The organism is Halalkalicoccus tibetensis (assembly GCF_037996645.1).
GTDB classification, from domain to species: domain Archaea; phylum Halobacteriota; class Halobacteria; order Halobacteriales; family Halalkalicoccaceae; genus Halalkalicoccus; species Halalkalicoccus tibetensis.
This window is the reverse complement of sequence record NZ_JBBMXV010000003.1, coordinates 713,059-727,569: the sequence shown is the minus strand read 5'-3', so window position 1 is coordinate 727,569 and position 14,511 is coordinate 713,059. Positions and strand designations below refer to the sequence as shown.

At 67.9% G+C, this 14,511-nt stretch carries 18 protein-coding genes; 9 read left to right on the top strand and 9 right to left on the bottom strand.

Annotated elements, in window-relative coordinates; translation table 11 throughout:
- Positions 1–38 precede the first annotated feature (38 nt).
- Positions 39–1,097 (bottom strand): anthranilate phosphoribosyltransferase, encoded by a 1,059-nt coding sequence (locus WOA58_RS12115; RefSeq protein ID WP_340604472.1) that lies wholly within the window; start codon positions 1,095–1,097, stop codon positions 39–41.
- Between the two features lie 210 nt (positions 1,098–1,307).
- Here WOA58_RS12115 and ahbB point away from each other — a divergent pair, with 210 nt between their 5' ends.
- Positions 1,308–2,360 carry a siroheme decarboxylase subunit beta gene (gene ahbB, locus WOA58_RS12110; RefSeq protein WP_340604471.1) on the top strand — a complete coding sequence of 351 codons (1,053 nt, stop codon included), beginning with the start codon at positions 1,308–1,310 and terminating at the stop codon, positions 2,358–2,360.
- Positions 2,361–2,416: 56 nt separating this feature from the next.
- Here ahbB and WOA58_RS12105 read toward each other — a convergent pair whose 3' ends face one another.
- Both WOA58_RS12105 and WOA58_RS12100 read right to left on the bottom strand, forming a co-directional pair.
- Positions 2,417–2,674: a hypothetical protein gene (locus WOA58_RS12105; RefSeq protein ID WP_340604470.1), complete on the bottom strand. Its 258-nt coding sequence runs from the start codon at positions 2,672–2,674 to the stop codon at positions 2,417–2,419.
- Positions 2,675–2,696: 22 nt separating this feature from the next.
- Positions 2,697–2,936, bottom strand: coding sequence for a hypothetical protein (locus WOA58_RS12100; RefSeq protein WP_340604469.1), 240 nt, complete (start codon positions 2,934–2,936; stop codon positions 2,697–2,699).
- Between the two features lie 90 nt (positions 2,937–3,026).
- Here WOA58_RS12100 and WOA58_RS12095 point away from each other — a divergent pair, with 90 nt between their 5' ends.
- The gene (locus tag WOA58_RS12095) at positions 3,027–3,215 is read left to right on the top strand and encodes an LPXTG cell wall anchor domain-containing protein (protein WP_340604468.1); all 189 of its coding nucleotides are present in this window, start codon (positions 3,027–3,029) and stop codon (positions 3,213–3,215) included.
- Positions 3,216–3,246: 31 nt separating this feature from the next.
- A complete protein-coding gene (locus tag WOA58_RS12090; RefSeq protein WP_340604467.1) occupies positions 3,247–3,417 on the top strand; it encodes a hypothetical protein in 171 nt (56 codons plus the stop codon).
- Here the strand turns inward: WOA58_RS12090 and msrB are convergent.
- Positions 3,411–3,806: a peptide-methionine (R)-S-oxide reductase MsrB gene (msrB, locus tag WOA58_RS12085; RefSeq protein ID WP_340604466.1), complete on the bottom strand. Its 396-nt coding sequence runs from the start codon at positions 3,804–3,806 to the stop codon at positions 3,411–3,413. The two genes, WOA58_RS12090 and msrB, sit on opposite strands and share 7 nt — an antisense overlap.
- A 233-nt stretch (positions 3,807–4,039) precedes the next feature.
- Here msrB and WOA58_RS12080 point away from each other — a divergent pair, with 233 nt between their 5' ends.
- Together WOA58_RS12080 and glmS are read left to right on the top strand one after the other, a co-directional pair.
- Positions 4,040–5,221: a sugar phosphate nucleotidyltransferase gene (locus WOA58_RS12080; protein WP_340604465.1), complete on the top strand. Its 1,182-nt coding sequence runs from the start codon at positions 4,040–4,042 to the stop codon at positions 5,219–5,221.
- Positions 5,222–5,223: 2 nt separating this feature from the next.
- Positions 5,224–7,026 (top strand): glutamine--fructose-6-phosphate transaminase (isomerizing), encoded by a 1,803-nt coding sequence (gene glmS, locus WOA58_RS12075; RefSeq protein WP_340604464.1) that lies wholly within the window; start codon positions 5,224–5,226, stop codon positions 7,024–7,026.
- 6 nt (positions 7,027–7,032) lie between these two features.
- On the opposite strand, the gene WOA58_RS12070 is transcribed toward glmS, so the two are convergent.
- Positions 7,033–7,434: a hypothetical protein gene (locus WOA58_RS12070; protein WP_340604463.1), complete on the bottom strand. Its 402-nt coding sequence runs from the start codon at positions 7,432–7,434 to the stop codon at positions 7,033–7,035.
- A gap of 278 nt (positions 7,435–7,712) precedes the next feature.
- Here WOA58_RS12070 and WOA58_RS12065 point away from each other — a divergent pair, with 278 nt between their 5' ends.
- The 4 genes from WOA58_RS12065 to WOA58_RS12050 all read left to right on the top strand — a co-directional run bounded on the left by WOA58_RS12065 (position 7,713) and on the right by WOA58_RS12050 (position 11,505).
- A complete protein-coding gene (locus WOA58_RS12065) occupies positions 7,713–9,065 on the top strand; it encodes an ethanolamine ammonia-lyase subunit EutB (protein WP_340604462.1) in 1,353 nt (450 codons plus the stop codon).
- A 2-nt stretch (positions 9,066–9,067) separates the two neighbouring features.
- Positions 9,068–9,838, top strand: a complete 771-nt coding sequence (gene eutC / locus WOA58_RS12060) for an ethanolamine ammonia-lyase subunit EutC (RefSeq protein ID WP_340604461.1) — start codon at positions 9,068–9,070, stop codon at positions 9,836–9,838.
- A 67-nt stretch (positions 9,839–9,905) separates the two neighbouring features.
- On the top strand, positions 9,906–11,309 hold the full coding sequence (locus WOA58_RS12055; RefSeq protein WP_340604460.1) for an ethanolamine ammonia-lyase reactivating factor EutA: 1,404 nt from the start codon (positions 9,906–9,908) through the stop codon (positions 11,307–11,309).
- A 61-nt stretch (positions 11,310–11,370) separates the two neighbouring features.
- The gene (locus tag WOA58_RS12050) at positions 11,371–11,505 is read left to right on the top strand and encodes a transporter (protein ID WP_340604459.1); all 135 of its coding nucleotides are present in this window, start codon (positions 11,371–11,373) and stop codon (positions 11,503–11,505) included.
- Between the two features lie 23 nt (positions 11,506–11,528).
- Here the strand turns inward: WOA58_RS12050 and WOA58_RS12045 are convergent, their stop codons facing one another.
- From WOA58_RS12045 to WOA58_RS12030, 4 genes are all read right to left on the bottom strand, one after another.
- Positions 11,529–11,780, bottom strand: a complete 252-nt coding sequence (locus WOA58_RS12045; protein ID WP_340604458.1) for a hypothetical protein — start codon at positions 11,778–11,780, stop codon at positions 11,529–11,531.
- A 119-nt stretch (positions 11,781–11,899) separates the two neighbouring features.
- Positions 11,900–12,250: a hypothetical protein gene (locus WOA58_RS12040; RefSeq protein ID WP_340604457.1), complete on the bottom strand. Its 351-nt coding sequence runs from the start codon at positions 12,248–12,250 to the stop codon at positions 11,900–11,902.
- Between the two features lie 102 nt (positions 12,251–12,352).
- Complete coding sequence (locus WOA58_RS12035) at positions 12,353–13,132, bottom strand: hypothetical protein (protein ID WP_340604456.1); 780 nt, start codon at positions 13,130–13,132, stop codon at positions 12,353–12,355.
- 403 nt (positions 13,133–13,535) lie between these two features.
- Complete coding sequence (locus WOA58_RS12030; protein WP_340604455.1) at positions 13,536–14,417, bottom strand: NAD+ synthase; 882 nt, start codon at positions 14,415–14,417, stop codon at positions 13,536–13,538.
- Positions 14,418–14,511 lie beyond the last annotated feature (94 nt).

The following is a 14,511-nucleotide window of genomic DNA, read 5'->3' as shown; positions in this document are numbered from 1 at the left end:
GACGAGGAGTCGGCCGGGACCGAATACGCTGTCGGTGCTCAGAACGCCTGCAGCTCCGAGAGCACCGCCTCGGCGCTGCCGTCGTCGATCGATTCGCGGGCCAGATCGAGGCCCTCGTCGATCGATTCGCAGTCCCCGCGGGCGTAGATCCGCAGCGCGGCGTTGAGCGCGACCGCGTCCGCAAAGCGGCCCTCGCGCTCGCCGGCGACGACCTCGCGGGTGATCCGCGCGGAGTCGCTTTCGACGTCCTCGACCTCGAGGTCCTCGCTCTCGAAGTCCATGCCGTACTCTCCGGTCTCGATCTCGAAGTCGGAGAACTCGCCCGAGTCCCATTCGGCGACCTTCGTCAGGCCGGGTCGGACGTCGTCATAGCCCTCCATCCCCTGGAACATGAGCACCCGCGAGAGCTGCTGGTCGCTCTGGTCGAAGGTCTCGACGATGCGTTTCGCGAACGGGAGGTGATAGAAGCTCCCGAGATGGACGTCGGCGTTCGCGGGGTTCGCGAGCGTCTCGATGGTGTTGACGAACGTGCGCACGCCCATGTTGTCCCGGCGCTCGAAGAGGTTCCCGATCCCGGGGTTGAACTCGGGCTGGTAGTAGAAGCCGAAGCCCGTCTCGTCGACCATCTCGGCGCTTTCCTCCGGACTGATCTCCGTTCGGACGTCGAGCGCGTCGAGGACGTGTTTGTAGGCGGTCGCCTTCTGGGTCGGAACCCGGTCGCCCGAATGGGTCACGACGGGCGTGCCCGCGCCGGCGGCGACGACGCCCGCGGCGACGCCCAACAGCGCGGAGCTGTGCTTGCCGTCGTAGTTCGCCCCGCAGTCGACGGGATCGCAGTCGGGTTCCGCGGTGCGAACCGACTCGCGCATCACGTCGGTCAAGGCCGCCAGTTCCTCGGCGGTGTTTCGCTTCCAGCGGTTCGCGAGCCAGAACGCCCCCAGCGTGGTGTGGTCGGGCTCGCCGTCGAGGATCCGCCGGAACGCTTCGGCGGCCTGGTCGTAGTCCATGTCGTCGGCGGACTTGTGTCCCGAGCCGACGACCTCGCTCATCAGCCGCTTGAGCGGCCATTCGCCGTACTCCTGGGTCGCTTGTGCCATAGGAGCGTCTTGGGACGGCGGGCGCAAAAACGCTCGCCTTCGGCCCGGTTTCTGGACGCACGAGCGGATTCCAACCGCGCCGTCGATGATCGAGGACGACCGCTTCCGTTCCAGTTCCCTCGGACGGGATTCGCCCGGCTCGCCGGTCGAGGACCCCTCATGCGAGCCGGACCCGAAAACGATACCTGCCGCCTCTCCCTAGCGCCACCAATGAGGACGCTGGAGGACGACTGGCGGGCCGACCTCGACGACGTCGACGCCGCCCTCATCGACGGCTACCAGAGCGGCGTGCCCGTCGAACCCCGCCCATTCCGGGCGATCGGCGAGGCGGTCGGCGTGAGCGAGGACGAGGCGCTCGCCCGCGTCGAGGCGCTCTCCGAGCGGGGGATCGTCCGGCGCTTCGGCGCGGTGTTGAACCCGCCGGTGATCGGCTCCTCGACGCTCGCAGCGGTGAAGGCCCCCGAGGAGCGCTTCGAGGAGGTCGCTGCCGTGATCAACTCCTACCGGCAGGTCAACCACAACTACCGTCGGGACCACGAGTGGAACACCTGGTTCGTCGTCACCGCGGGCTCCCGGGAGACCCGCGATCGCATCCTCACGGAGATCGAGGAACGAACCGGCTGCACCGTGTTGAACCTCCCGATGCTGACCGACTTCTACATCGACCTGGAGTTCCCCGTCGTCAACGCCGACCGCTTCGCCCGCGAGTCGAGCTCCGAGGCGGGGCGCGTCGAGGCGACGACGATCAGCGAGGAGGCAACGGGCGAGCTCTCGGAGCTCGACGCCGCCGTGTTGCTCGGGATCCAGAACGGGCTGCCGCTCTCGCTCACCCCGTATGCCGACGTGGCGCGGGCGATCGGACGCGGGACCGACGAGGTGATCGACTCGGTCTCGCGGCTGCTCGAGAACGGCTGTATCAAACGGATCGGCTGCGTGATCAACCACGTCGTGACGGGCTTCGACGCCAACTGTATGGTCGTCTGGGACATCCCCGACCACGAGCTCGACGAGCGCGGTCGGGCGGTCGGGGCCCTGCCGTACGTCACGCTCTGTTATCACCGTCCCCGCCGGGAGGAGCTTGGCTGGGGGTACAACCTCTTCACCATGATCCACGGCCGGGAGCCCGAGGCGGTCGACGCCCGGATCGACGAACTGGCGGGCGAGCACCTCCCGTTCGATCACGAGCGGCTCTACTCGACGGAGACGTTGAAACAGACCGGCGCACGCTACGACGAGCTGCTGGGGTCGGCGGCGGGAGAGTAAGTGGGTGTGCGGGTGGAGGACCACCCGCGTTGTCGGCGGACGGTACGGCGAACGGGTCAGCTGCGGGCGGTCGTATAGAGGACCGGCCCGATGACGACCAGCGCGACCCCGAGGAGCTTGTACTCGACCGAGGAGATCCCCTCGGGGATGAGCAGGAACAGCAGCCCGAAGAGGATCACGTTCAGCGAGAGGAGCTTCTTCGAGAGCGCGAACGACCCGAGGACGGCGAGGACGAACAGCCCCACGAGAACCTGTCCGATGTGGTAGTCCTGGATGAGGTCGTCGAAGAGGTCTAGCGGGACGAACTCGATCATGCTACCCGGTACTCGAAGCGATTCAATCTTTAACCTTCCGCTCCGCCTCCTCGGGCTCGCGTTCCGGCCCCTGGAAGTCGAGCGGGCGCAGCCAGCCGTACCAGATCACGCCGATCATCAGCCCGAAGCCGAGCACCCAGACGAGCCGCCCGAGCGCCTCCTGGCCGAGGACGACCGAGAGGACGTAGTTCATCACGCCGGGGACGACGACGCCCGTTACCAGCACGATGACGAACGCCGCCTTGCCCGAGAGCTCCACCATATCCCCGCTATGTCCCGCGGGCCCCTCAATCGCTCGGTTCGGTCGGACGCCTCGCAGGGTATATCCCGGCGGCGGCCGAAGCTCCGGGGAATGTCGGTTCGCACCGTCCTCGGGTTCTACCGGGCCTACTGGCTGTCGCTGTCGCTCTGTCTGGGGATCATGGCGTTGTACCTCACGAGCGCGCTGGTCCACGGCGACTACTGGTACGCGCTCGCGGGAATGCTCGTTCTCACCGCCGGACTGGGGTGGCTCTGGCGGCGGTACGATCCCCCGTCGTAGTTGTTTTGTACGCGCTTCGAGAAGGGCCTCCATGCGATCGAACGAGGCGATCAGGGAGCGTATCGGGGAGCTGGAATCGGCCTACGACGAACAGGACCCGCCGGCCTCGCCGCTGGAGGACGAACAGGAGGCGGTGTTGCTGCGCGCGATCGAGGAGCTCGAGTGGGTCCTCGAGGAGCGCGAGGAACCGCCGCTTTACTGATCGTCGAACTCCAGCGCCGCGGAGTTGATGCAGTAGCGCTGGCCCGTGGGCTCGGGCCCGTCATCGAAGACGTGGCCCAGGTGGCCCCCACACTCCGCACAGACCACCTCAGTGCGGACCATCCCGTGGCTGCGGTCCTCCCGGAACTCGACGGCGTCCTCGTCGGCGTCCGAGAAGCTCGGCCAGCCACAGCCGTGGTCGAACTTCGTCTCGGAGTCGAACAGCCGTGCGCCACAGCCCGCACACCGGTAGGTACCGTCGTCGAAGCGGTCGACGTACTCGCCCGTGAAGGGGCGTTCGGTCCCCTCCTCGCGAAGCACCCGGTACTGCTCGTCGGTCAGTCGCTCGCGCCACTCGGCGTCGGTCTCGGGGACGTCGGAGTCGCTCATACCACGAGGGAGGGGCCCGAGGCCGAAAAGCCTGTTCGAGCCGGCAGTGCCCGAACGGTCGGCGATCCCGGGATCGGGAAACGGGGACGTGCCACGACGCCGGAGCGATGGCGACCGGTTATGGTCCGATCAACCACCGAACACCCGTTTCGTCGGGGAAGCACCACGGGAGTTCAGCGTTCGTGGGTTGTGGGATGAAAGACATAAGTGCCAGTCCGTCGATGGATAAGTATATGGACTCGTCATCAGCGGTCGTCCTCGCCGCCGGGGAGGGGGTCCGTCTGCGCCCCCTGACGCGCCATCGGCCCAAGCCGATGCTGCCCGCGGCGAACAGACCGATCCTCTCGTACGTCTTCGACGGCCTGATCGAGGCCGGGATCAGCGACATCACGGTCGTCGTCGGCTACGGCCGCAGCCGCGTACAGGACCACTTCGGCCCGAACTACCGGAACGTCCCCCTGACCTACGTCACCCAGGAGAAACAGCTCGGCTCGGGCCACGCACTGTTGGCGGTCGAGGGGCAGTTCGACGAGTCGTTCCTCGTCGTCTACGGCGACCAGATCATCGAGTCGCGGATCATCGAGGACGTGATGGAGAACACCACTCCCGAGATGGCCGCCACGCTCGGCGTCCTCGATCACAACCGCGTCGAGCACTACGGCGGCGTCGTCATGGACGGCGACCGGGTCGTCGACCTCGTCGAGCGCCCGACGAACGGGCGCGAGTACCGGCTCAACGCCGGCGTCTACGGGCTCGATTCGCGGATCTTCGAGGCGATCCGCAGCGCCGAGCCCCGCGACGGCGAGCACTCGTTGATCGACGCGCTGTCCTGGCTCGTCGACTCCGAGCACGGGGTTCGTGGGACGATCACCGACGGGCTCTGGGTCGACGCGACCTACCCGTGGGACCTGCTCGAGGTGACGCGCGACCTGACGAAGGCCGGGGTCGTCGGGGAGAGCCGCGAGGAGCGGATCGACGACAGCGCGAGCGTCCACGGGACGGCGACCATCCGCGACCCGGTCGTGATCGGCGCCGACGCGGAGGTCGGTCCGGGGGCCGTCCTCGGGCCCTACAGCTGTCTGGGCGAGAACGTCACCGTCGAGTCGGGGGCGGTCGTCGAGGGCTCGCTGCTCGATACCGACACCAGGGTGGGGCCGAACGCGACGCTCGTCGACTGCGTCACCGGCCAGGGCGTCCACATCGGGGCGGCCACGACCGTCCCGGGCGGCCCCGGCGACGTCCGGATCGGCGACCGGGTGTTCGAACACGAACGCCTCGGCGCGCTGCTCGCCGACCGGGTCGAGGTCGGCGGCGGGGCGACCTTCGCCCCGGGGACGATGGTGGGGTCGGACGCGACGATCCGATCGGGGGCACGGATCGATGGAACGATCACGGACGGTACGGAGGTACGATAACAATGTGTGGAATCATCGGCTACGCCGGCGACGGATACGACAAGGAGGTGCTCGACGTGCTGCTGACGGGGCTGTCGGGGCTGGAGTATCGGGGCTACGACTCGGCGGGGGTCGCGCTCGCCGACGAGACGATCTCGGTCTATAAGAGCGAGGGCGAGCTCGAGGAGCTTGAGGCGATCCTCAAGGAGGAGGACGTCCCGAGCGTCCCCGTCGGGATCGGCCACACCCGCTGGAGCACCCACGGGCCGCCCTCCGACCGCAACGCCCATCCGCATACCGACAACGAGTCGTCCGTCGCGGTCGTCCACAACGGGATCATCGAGAACTACGAGAGCCTGCGCGAGGAGCTCTCGGCCGCGGGCTACGTCTTCGAGAGCGATACCGACACGGAGGTCGTCCCCCACCTGATCCACCACTACACCGAGCAGGGTCTCGACGAGGAAGCCGCCTTCCGCAAGGCCGTCGAACAGCTGGAGGGCAGCTACGCGCTCGCGGCGGTGTTCCGCGGCTCGGAGACGATCTACGCCACCCGCCAGGACTCCCCGCTCGTGCTCGGGCTGGCCGACGACGGCACCTACCTCGCGAGCGACGTCCCCGCCTTCATCCAGTACACCGACGAGGTCATCTACCTCGAGGACGGCCAGTTCGCCACGCTGCGCGACGACGAGATCGTCGTCACCGACGCGGACGGGACGGTGCTCGACCCCTCGATAGAAACCATCGAGTGGGACGCCGAGGACGCCGGCAAGAGCGGCTACGACCACTACATGCTGAAGGAGATCAACGAACAGCCCCGCTCGCTGCGCCAGTGTCTTCGCGGTCGGGTCGACGAGCTCGAGGGAACGGTCACCATCGAGGAGCTCGAGGACCTCCCCACCCCCGAGCGGGTGCAGTTCGTCGCCTGCGGAACGTCGTATCACGCCGCGCTCTACGGCGAGCTCACCCTCCGGGAGCGGGGCGTCCACACCCAGACGTTCCTCGCCAGCGAGTACGACCGCTCCTCGGTGCCGATCGACGAGGACACCCTGGTGATCGGCGTCACCCAGAGCGGCGAGACCGCCGACACGATGCGCGCGCTCCGGCAGGCCGGGCGGGCGGGCGCGACGACACTCGCGGTGACCAACGTCGTCGGCTCCTCGGCCTCCCGGGAGTGTGACTACACGATGTACATCCGCGCCGGCCCGGAGATCGGCGTCGCGGCCACCAAGACGTTCGCGAGCCAGCAGACCGCGCTGACCCTGCTCGCGGACGCCATCGAGGACGGCGAGCGCCGAGAAGTGCTCGCGGCCCTGCGGGACCTGCCCGATCACGTCCAGTCGATCCTCGACGGGTCGAATGCACGCGAGATCGCCGCCGAGTACGAGGACAGCGACGCCTACTTCTTCATCGGGCGGGGCTACAACTACCCCGTCGCGCTGGAGGGCGCGCTGAAGATGAAGGAGATCACCTACAAGCACGCCGAGGGGTTCGCCGCGGGCGAGCTCAAACACGGCCCGCTGGCGCTCGTGACGAGCAACACGCCGATCTTTGCCGTGGTCACGGGCGACGACGAGCGGGCGACCAAGACCATCGGCAACGTCAAGGAGGTCGAGGCCCGCGGCGCACCCGTCGTCGCCGTCACCGACGGCCAGTCCGACGTCGAGCGCTACGCGGATCACGTCCTCTCGATCCCCGAAACGCATGGACGGGTAGGACCGATCCTCGCGAACATCCAGCTCCAGCTCGCCTCCTACTGGCTCGCGAACCGCCTCGACCGCTCGATCGACAAGCCCCGCAACCTCGCGAAGAGCGTCACCGTCGAGTAGCCCGGTTCAGTCGTTTCCCGTTTCCTCTTTCGAGCGCCACCCGAACAGCGCGAGCAGGACGTACAGAACGCCGATCGCCCGGGTCGCCGGGACGACCCAGGGCTTCCAGGCGAGCACCGCGGCGTCCTCGTAGACGAGATCGGTCCAGTAGTCGATGAACCCCCGCGGCGAGAGGACCGCCAGCAGCCCGAACCATCCCAGCATCGATCGGAGCGGACCCGGCAGCGCCGGCGGACGAACGAGCGCCACCAGGAGGACCAGCCCCTCTAGGCGCGCGACCGGCGTGATCCACGGCTGGAGCGACGCCTCCCCGGAATTTTCGAGCGCGAGGCGCTCCCCGAACTCGATGACGCGTTCGGGAGCGAGCAGTTCGACGACGGCCAGCACTGCGAGCAGTGACCTTAGCATGGTGGAAACTACCACGCCGAGAACCAAGAACTCATCCGTCGATTCTTGGTGATCAGGAATCGACGGGGATCCAGCGATAGCTACGGGGGACGTATCACGACGATGCGGACAGATGTTCACACACACAGACACACGTATCTCCGGTGGAGGTCGCGACGATCCGTCGATCGATCAGCGATTCTCGTCCCCGGAGAACAACTACGCTTGTCGAACTTCATGCGTGGTTTGTCAACGATCAACAATCCTAAGCCGTTCGGCGGGGTAGAACCACGGAGAGAATGGCCACCACATCCCACGTCGACCACGAGTTCGACTCGCTGCGGACGCTGCTGGCGACGGCCAACGAGCGAAAGACGGGCGACGAGCTGGCGGGGATCGCCGCCGAGTCGGACGCCGAGCGGGTCGCGGCGAAGAAGGCGCTCAGCCGCGTGACGCTTCGCGAACTCCGGGAGAACCCCGTCGTTCCCTACGAGGACGACGAGGTGACGCGAGTGATCCAGGACGCCGTCCGCGAGCCGGTCTACGAACGGATCGCCGAGTGGACCGTCGCCGACCTCCGGGAGTTCCTCGTCGACTCCTCGACGACCGACCGCGAGATCCGGGCGATCCGCGAGGGGCTGACCAGCGAGATGATCGCCGCGGTGACGAAGCTCATGTCGAACATGGACCTGGCGCTCGCCTCCTCGCGGATGACGATCACCGCCCGGTGTAACACGACGATCGGCGAGCCCGGCACCCTCTCCTTTCGTCTCCAGCCCAACGACCCCGCCGACGACGTCGAGAACATCCTCGATTCGACCCGCGAGGGACTCTCCTACGGCGCGGGCGACGCGGTAATCGGGATCAACCCCGTCGTCGACAGCCCCGAGAACACGGCGTCGATCCTCGAGACGACTCACGAGTTCATCGAGGAGTGGGGGGTTCCGACCCAGAACTGCTGTCTCTCGCACGTCACCACGCAGATGGAGGCGGTTCGCGACGGAGCGCCCGCCGACATGCTGTTCCAGAGCCTCGCGGGCACCGAGGCCGGAAACGACGAGTTCGGGATCGACGTCTCGTTGCTCGACGAGGCCGACGAACTCGCCCGGCGGCGGTGTTCGTCCTCGGGACCGAACGTCTGGTACTTCGAGACCGGCCAGGGTGCGGAGCTCTCGGGCGACGCCCACGAGGGGATCGATCAGGTGACCCTCGAATCGCGCTGTTACGGGCTCGCGAAGCGCTACGACCCGTTCCTGCTCAACACCGTGGTGGGCTTCATCGGCCCCGAGTACCTCTACGACGGCCGGCAGGTCATTCGGGCAGGGTTGGAGGACGTGTTCATGGGCAAGCTCCACGGGATTCCGATGGGGATCGACGCCTGCTACACCAACCACATGGAGGCCGACCAGAACGACATCGAGACCCTCGCGATCACGCTCGCGGCGGCCGGGTCGAACTACTTCATCACCGTCCCGATGGGCGACGACGTGATGCTCAACTACCAGTCCAACAGCTACCACGACGCGGCGACGCTCTGGGAGCTGTTCGACCTCGAGCCCATCGAGCCCTTCGGGGAGTGGCTGGCGGAGATGGGGATCATGGAGAACGGACGACTGACCGAGCGGGCCGGCGACCCGACGGTGTTCGCGTGAGCATGGCCGGAAAACGCGAGCAGACGGGGGCGGAGGGCGACGGGCCACGGGACCCGGAGCTGTTGGAACGGATCGCCGACCGAAGCCCCTCGCGGCTGGGGGTCGGCCGGGCCGGCTCGCGCCCGCGGACCGAGACCCTGTTGGAGTTCTGGGCCGACCACGGGATCGCCCGCGACGCGGTGTTGACCCACGTCCCGGCGTCGTTCGCCGAGGAGCACGGCATGGTGGCGATCAGCACGCTGGTCGAGGACAAGGGGGAGTTCCTCGCGAACCCTGACAGGGGCCGGGAGATCTCCGAGGAGGCCGCCGATCGACTGCGCGAGGAGTGCGAGGTCGGCCCGCAGGTCCAGTTGATCGTCGCCGACGGATTGAGCTCGACCGCCGTCGAGCGAAACGTCCCCGAACTGCTGCCCGTCCTGCTCGACGGGCTGGCCGACCGCGACCTGCGGGTCGGCACCCCGGTGTTCGTCGAATACGGCCGCGTCGACGTCATGGACGCGATCGGCGAGGAGCTCGGCGCGGAGTGTTGTGTGATCCTCATCGGCGAGCGTCCCGGACTCGCGAGCGCCGAGAGCCTGAGCGCGTACTCGGTCTACGGGCCCGAGCGCGGGGGTCCGACCGCGAAGAAGTCGGTGGTCTCGAACGTTCACGAGGGGGGACTGCCGCCGATCGAGGCCGGCGCCCAGCTGGTCGACCTGATCGCGGAGATGTGCGAGACCGAACGCAGCGGGATCGACCTGCGCGAGGACGACCGGGAGTTCGTCGCCGAGTGAGCATGGGGCGACGCGACCCACTCGAAAGGGGCGGGGAGCCGGCGGACCCCCGACCGAGGGACCGACGATGAGCGACGACCTCGTCAGCCTCGGGGTCGACGTCGGGACCACGACGACGCAGGTCGTGGTGAGCGAGCTCCGGGTCACGAGCCCGGCGAACGGGGGCAAGCTTGAGATCGCCGAGCGAACGGTCCGTCACCGCGGCGAGATCCGCGAGACGCCGCTGTCGGACCCGGAGACGGTCGACATCGACGCGGTCGCCGGGATCGTCGAGGACGAGCTCGGGGCCGCCGGGATCGATCCGATCGGGATCGACACGGGAGCGGTGATCGTCACCGGCGAGACGGCTCGAAAGGGAAACGCCGAGGCGCTGGTCCACCGCGTCGCGAGCGAGGGCGGCGAGTTCGTCGCCGCCGCGGCCGGCCCCGAGCTCGAGGCGATCCTCGCGGGGCGGGGTTCGGGGGCGACGACGCGGGCGAGAGATCGGGGGGAGGTCGTCGCGAACGCCGACGTCGGCGGCGGGACGACCAACGTCGCGGTGTTCGACGCCGACGGCGTCCGCGATACGCGCTGTCTCGACGTCGGGGGACGGCTCGTCCGGTTCGACGAGAGGGGAGCGATCGCGTCGGTCTCCCCGCCCGCGCGGGAGCTGGCCGACGACCTCGGGATCGACCTCGAAGTCGGCCGGGAGCCGTCGAAGGGGGCGCTCGAGCGGTTGGCGGACGCGATGGCCGACTGTGTGATCGACGCGATCACGGGCCCGCCGTTCTCGGAGCGAACGAGAGCGCTCGCGATCGGGGAGCTGCCGACCGAGCCGGTCGCGGTCGAGGGGATCGCCTTCACCGGCGGGGTCGGCCGGCTGGTCAACGCTGTCTCCGAAACCGATCCGTTCGAGTACGGCGACCTGGGGCCGACGCTCGCCGCGGCGATCGGCCGGCGGGTAGGCGGGCTGCCGGTCGTCGAACTCGGCGAGGACATCCGGGCGACCGTCGTCGGCGTCGGGACGCGGACGACGGAGCTGAGCGGGCGGACGATCGGCGTCGAGGAGTCGCTGCTCCCGCTTCGTGACCTGCCCGTGGCGGGCGTCGGCGACCTCTCGAGTGTCGACGGGACGGGGCTGGAACCGCGGCTTCGGGCGACGATCCGGGAGGCGACCTCCCGCCACGGCCCCGTCCCGTTCGTCCTCGCGATCGAGGACGTCGGCGTGTTGAGTTACGACCGCCTGACCGAGATGGCGGGGGCGATCGCCGGCGCCTGGAGCGCCGAGGTGGGCGCTGGAACGGGGCGGCCGGTCGTCGTGCTCGTCGAGCAGGACTGTGCGAAGGCGCTCGGGCAGGCGCTCGGCCGGCGGCTCGACGACCCCGTCGCGGTGATCGACGAGGTCCGCGCGGCCGAGGGGGAGTATCTCGACGTCGGACGGCCGCTGGGCGGCGACACCGTTCCCGTGGTCGTGAAGACGCTCGCCTTCTGAGACGGGACGATTGGGAGTGCAGGGGCCAGTTATTAGTTCATCCGTCGAGCATACGCAGTGCATGGTTCGAATCTCGTCACTGGTGATACTGGCCGGCGTTGTACTGCTGTTCGTCCCGATCCCACCGATCGCGACGATCGCGGGACTGCTCGTGATCGTCACGGGCGTCCTGCTCCGGCTGCTGACCGACATATAGCGCGCCGAAAAAGCGTCCGTCCGTCAGTCGCCCGCCGGACCCGGATCCGAGTTCGGGTCCGGGTCGTCGTCGCCGTCGATCTCGGTGACCTCGATCCGGGTCCCCTCGTCGTCGGCTATCGACGACGACTCGGTCTCGACGGCGACCTCGAGGCCCTTCTTCGCGACGAGCATCCCCGCCGCACCGCCGGCGCCCGCGGCGACGGCCCCCGGCACGCCGTACACTTTGTAGCCGAGCTCCGCACCCTTCTTGCCGGCCGCGAGAGATCCGATCATGACGTGTGATTCGACGAACCCCAGCCGGGAAACGGTCGGACCTGCGAGGACAACGGTACTATATGCCGGCGGGTAACGGCCCCGCCTCGCGCCGACGGCGGAATCGGGGGATACGTCTATCAGCTGACGGAGACCTCGGGGCTGTAGTCGACCTCGATCGGGCCGTCCCGGAGCGTCACCGCCAGCCCGTCGATCGCGTGCAGGTCGACCTCGTGGCCACAGGGCGCAAAGCGGACGTCGACGCAGTAGTCGCTGAGGACCGACCGGCGGATCGTCTCGGAGGGGTACTCGGTCGCGTCGACCGGCGGCGGGGCGATGAGGGTGTCGAACGCCGCGAACGCCCCACACTCGGGACACCGGTTCAGGTCCGCCAGCCGGGTCTCGATACGGACGCGCTCGCGTGTAGCGACAGCCCCGGACAGCTCGTGACTCAGGCGGTTCAGGTTTATTATCAATCCGTCAACACTCATGGATGTTTCATTATTCGTATACCGGTAAATAACTGATGCCGGAACAGATAGGTATTTTTTCGTATGTGTTTGGGTCAAATAATGCGCTAACGGGGGTCACGGTCATCGGCGGACCCGCTCGAACCGGCGCCCGTAGATCCGCGGCCGGCCCTTGGTGTGGGAATGGCGCGCCCGCGTCGGGACGGTCGAGACGCGGGTCGACGCCGACGCGGGAAGCGGGCCGCGGGGCATCGTCGCCGTCAGCGACGGGTTCCGGCTGCCCGAGCGATCGAACGACCGCCGGTTGGCCTCGTACAGCCGGCGCGAGCGCAGGTGGGCCGCGAGCAGGGCGGTCCGAAAGGCGTCGATCGCGGCGCCGATCTTTGCCTGAAGCAGCTGTTGTCTGCTCTCGGCGCCGGCCAGCGATCTCGCGGTCTCGTCGAGCACCGACTCGTCCGACTCGCTCGATTCGTCCTCGGACTCGTCGTTTCCGAGGAACGAGTCGATCTCGGCCTGCAGCTCGTGTTCCTCCTTCCGGAGGGCCGGCACGTCGACGGCCTGCCAGAGCATCCGGAGGTCGACCGCCTCGTACAGCGCCGCGAGGTCGAGCACCTCCGTCGCGTCGCCGGTCTCGAGGGCGTCTGCGAGCCGATCGGCGTCGATCGCCTCCGGAAGCGCCTCGGCGTCGATCGCGTCGGAAAGCCCCTCGAAGTCGATCGTCTCGATGACGTCGATCGCCTCCTCGAGGATCGTCCAGAGCTCCTCGGCGGTCGCCGCGACCGTCTCGTCGTCGCTCCCGTCGGTGATCGACGTCTCGAACTCCTCGAGGCGCGTCGAGAGCGTCCCGAGCAGCGCCGGTAGCTGGGACTGGTCGAATCGCTGGTCGGTGGTTGTGGTGGCCATAACTGTCTCCCCATCAGCGGCGGTCGCGGGTCCGGTCTCGCGTGCGTTCGCGGTCGACCGGTCACAGCCGTTCGCCGATATACGTCCTACGACGGGCAACACGAAGAAGCGATCGCCTGCAGGTATCGGCTCCATGCGATAGCAGGGAAAGCGCCGGGCTACGCGATCGAACACGGGACAAGCGAGACGCGGCGGCTCCCCGTTCCCCGGGCCTCAGCGGGCAACGAGGGGTCGCCGGGCACGCATTGGGACTCACAACGACAGGCTGGTGGCGTTTGTGGGCGGGTCGGGAACTACCGCCGCCTGCGAATAGGTGATTGGCATATATATTCGTTTGTATTGTCGATCTTCGATAGTAATATGTCCCTTATAGTCGACGGATGTATACATAGGTCGAAGGGAGCTATTCGGACGAGGGACGGTCCGGGCTGACCCGGTCGCGGATCCCCGGCTTCGGGGGGACGGCGCGCTTGTGGGCGGACGCGACGCAGCGTTCGAGGAGCTCCTCGACGGTGTCGGGATCGACGTCGACGTCGGCGGCGATCCGGTCGGGCGGGTCGTCCCGATCAACGGCCCGCAGCAGGATCGGGTCGAGGACGTCATAGGGGGCGCCCAGGTCGTCGGCGTCGGTCTGGCCGGCCCAGAACCCGGCGGTGGGCTCCTTGCCGATGATCCGCTTGGGGAGGCCGATGCGCTGGGCGACCGTCCCGACCTCGGTCTTATAGAGGTCCCCGATCGGGAAGAGGTCCGCACCCCCGTCGCCGTACTTGGTGAAGTAGCCGAGCAGGTGCTCCGATCGGTTCGCGGTGCCCAACACGAGGTCCCCGCGGGTGTTCGCGACGTAGTACGCACACGTCATCCGGAGCCGGGCGATGACGTTCCCGATCGCGTGACGATCGCCCATCGGGTCGAGCCGCGGGGCAACCATGTCCTCGAAACAGTCGAGCAGCGGGCGCAGCTGGACCTCGCGGTACTCCATGCCGAGCCCGCCGGCGATCGTCCGAGCGTCGTAGGCGTTGACGCTCTCGGTCTTGTGACACGGCAGCCCCAGCCCGAGAACGCGGTCCTCGCCGAGCGCCTCGATCGCCAGCGCGGCGGTGAGCGTCGAGTCGATCCCGCCGCTCATCGGGACGACCACGCCGCCCGCGTCGGCGTCCTCGATGGCGAGCCTGATGAACGAGACGATCCGTGCGCGCACGCTCTCCACTTCCGCCGGGCTCGTGATGAACGACGACGCCGGGTCCGCATCGTTCGGGTGTACGTTCGATAGTGTTTTTCCATTCATTTTGGGTATCACTCGTTTTCTCGTCGCCTAGTGGAAACATACGAGCACATATAGTTCTTTTTCATGGATAGTTAGTGAGAAATATGGTCGGGGG

Excerpts from the sequence above, each read along its gene's own strand:
- WOA58_RS12115 (WP_340604472.1), bottom strand. The coding sequence starts at position 1,097 with ATGGCACAAGCGACCCAGGAGTACGGCGAATGGCCGCTCAAGCGGCTG.
- ahbB (WP_340604471.1), top strand. The coding sequence starts at position 1,308 with ATGAGGACGCTGGAGGACGACTGGCGGGCCGACCTCGACGACGTCGAC.
- WOA58_RS12105 (WP_340604470.1), bottom strand. The coding sequence starts at position 2,674 with ATGATCGAGTTCGTCCCGCTAGACCTCTTCGACGACCTCATCCAGGAC.
- WOA58_RS12100 (WP_340604469.1), bottom strand. The coding sequence starts at position 2,936 with ATGGTGGAGCTCTCGGGCAAGGCGGCGTTCGTCATCGTGCTGGTAACG.
- WOA58_RS12095 (WP_340604468.1), top strand. The coding sequence starts at position 3,027 with ATGTCGGTTCGCACCGTCCTCGGGTTCTACCGGGCCTACTGGCTGTCG.
- WOA58_RS12090 (WP_340604467.1), top strand. The coding sequence starts at position 3,247 with ATGCGATCGAACGAGGCGATCAGGGAGCGTATCGGGGAGCTGGAATCG.
- msrB (WP_340604466.1), bottom strand. The coding sequence starts at position 3,806 with ATGAGCGACTCCGACGTCCCCGAGACCGACGCCGAGTGGCGCGAGCGA.
- WOA58_RS12080 (WP_340604465.1), top strand. The coding sequence starts at position 4,040 with ATGGACTCGTCATCAGCGGTCGTCCTCGCCGCCGGGGAGGGGGTCCGT.
- glmS (WP_340604464.1), top strand. The coding sequence starts at position 5,224 with ATGTGTGGAATCATCGGCTACGCCGGCGACGGATACGACAAGGAGGTG.
- WOA58_RS12070 (WP_340604463.1), bottom strand. The coding sequence starts at position 7,434 with ATGCTAAGGTCACTGCTCGCAGTGCTGGCCGTCGTCGAACTGCTCGCT.
- WOA58_RS12065 (WP_340604462.1), top strand. The coding sequence starts at position 7,713 with ATGGCCACCACATCCCACGTCGACCACGAGTTCGACTCGCTGCGGACG.
- eutC (WP_340604461.1), top strand. The coding sequence starts at position 9,068 with ATGGCCGGAAAACGCGAGCAGACGGGGGCGGAGGGCGACGGGCCACGG.
- WOA58_RS12055 (WP_340604460.1), top strand. The coding sequence starts at position 9,906 with ATGAGCGACGACCTCGTCAGCCTCGGGGTCGACGTCGGGACCACGACG.
- WOA58_RS12050 (WP_340604459.1), top strand. The coding sequence starts at position 11,371 with ATGGTTCGAATCTCGTCACTGGTGATACTGGCCGGCGTTGTACTGCTG.
- WOA58_RS12045 (WP_340604458.1), bottom strand. The coding sequence starts at position 11,780 with ATGATCGGATCTCTCGCGGCCGGCAAGAAGGGTGCGGAGCTCGGCTAC.
- WOA58_RS12040 (WP_340604457.1), bottom strand. The coding sequence starts at position 12,250 with ATGAGTGTTGACGGATTGATAATAAACCTGAACCGCCTGAGTCACGAG.
- WOA58_RS12035 (WP_340604456.1), bottom strand. The coding sequence starts at position 13,132 with ATGGCCACCACAACCACCGACCAGCGATTCGACCAGTCCCAGCTACCG.
- WOA58_RS12030 (WP_340604455.1), bottom strand. The coding sequence starts at position 14,417 with ATGAATGGAAAAACACTATCGAACGTACACCCGAACGATGCGGACCCG.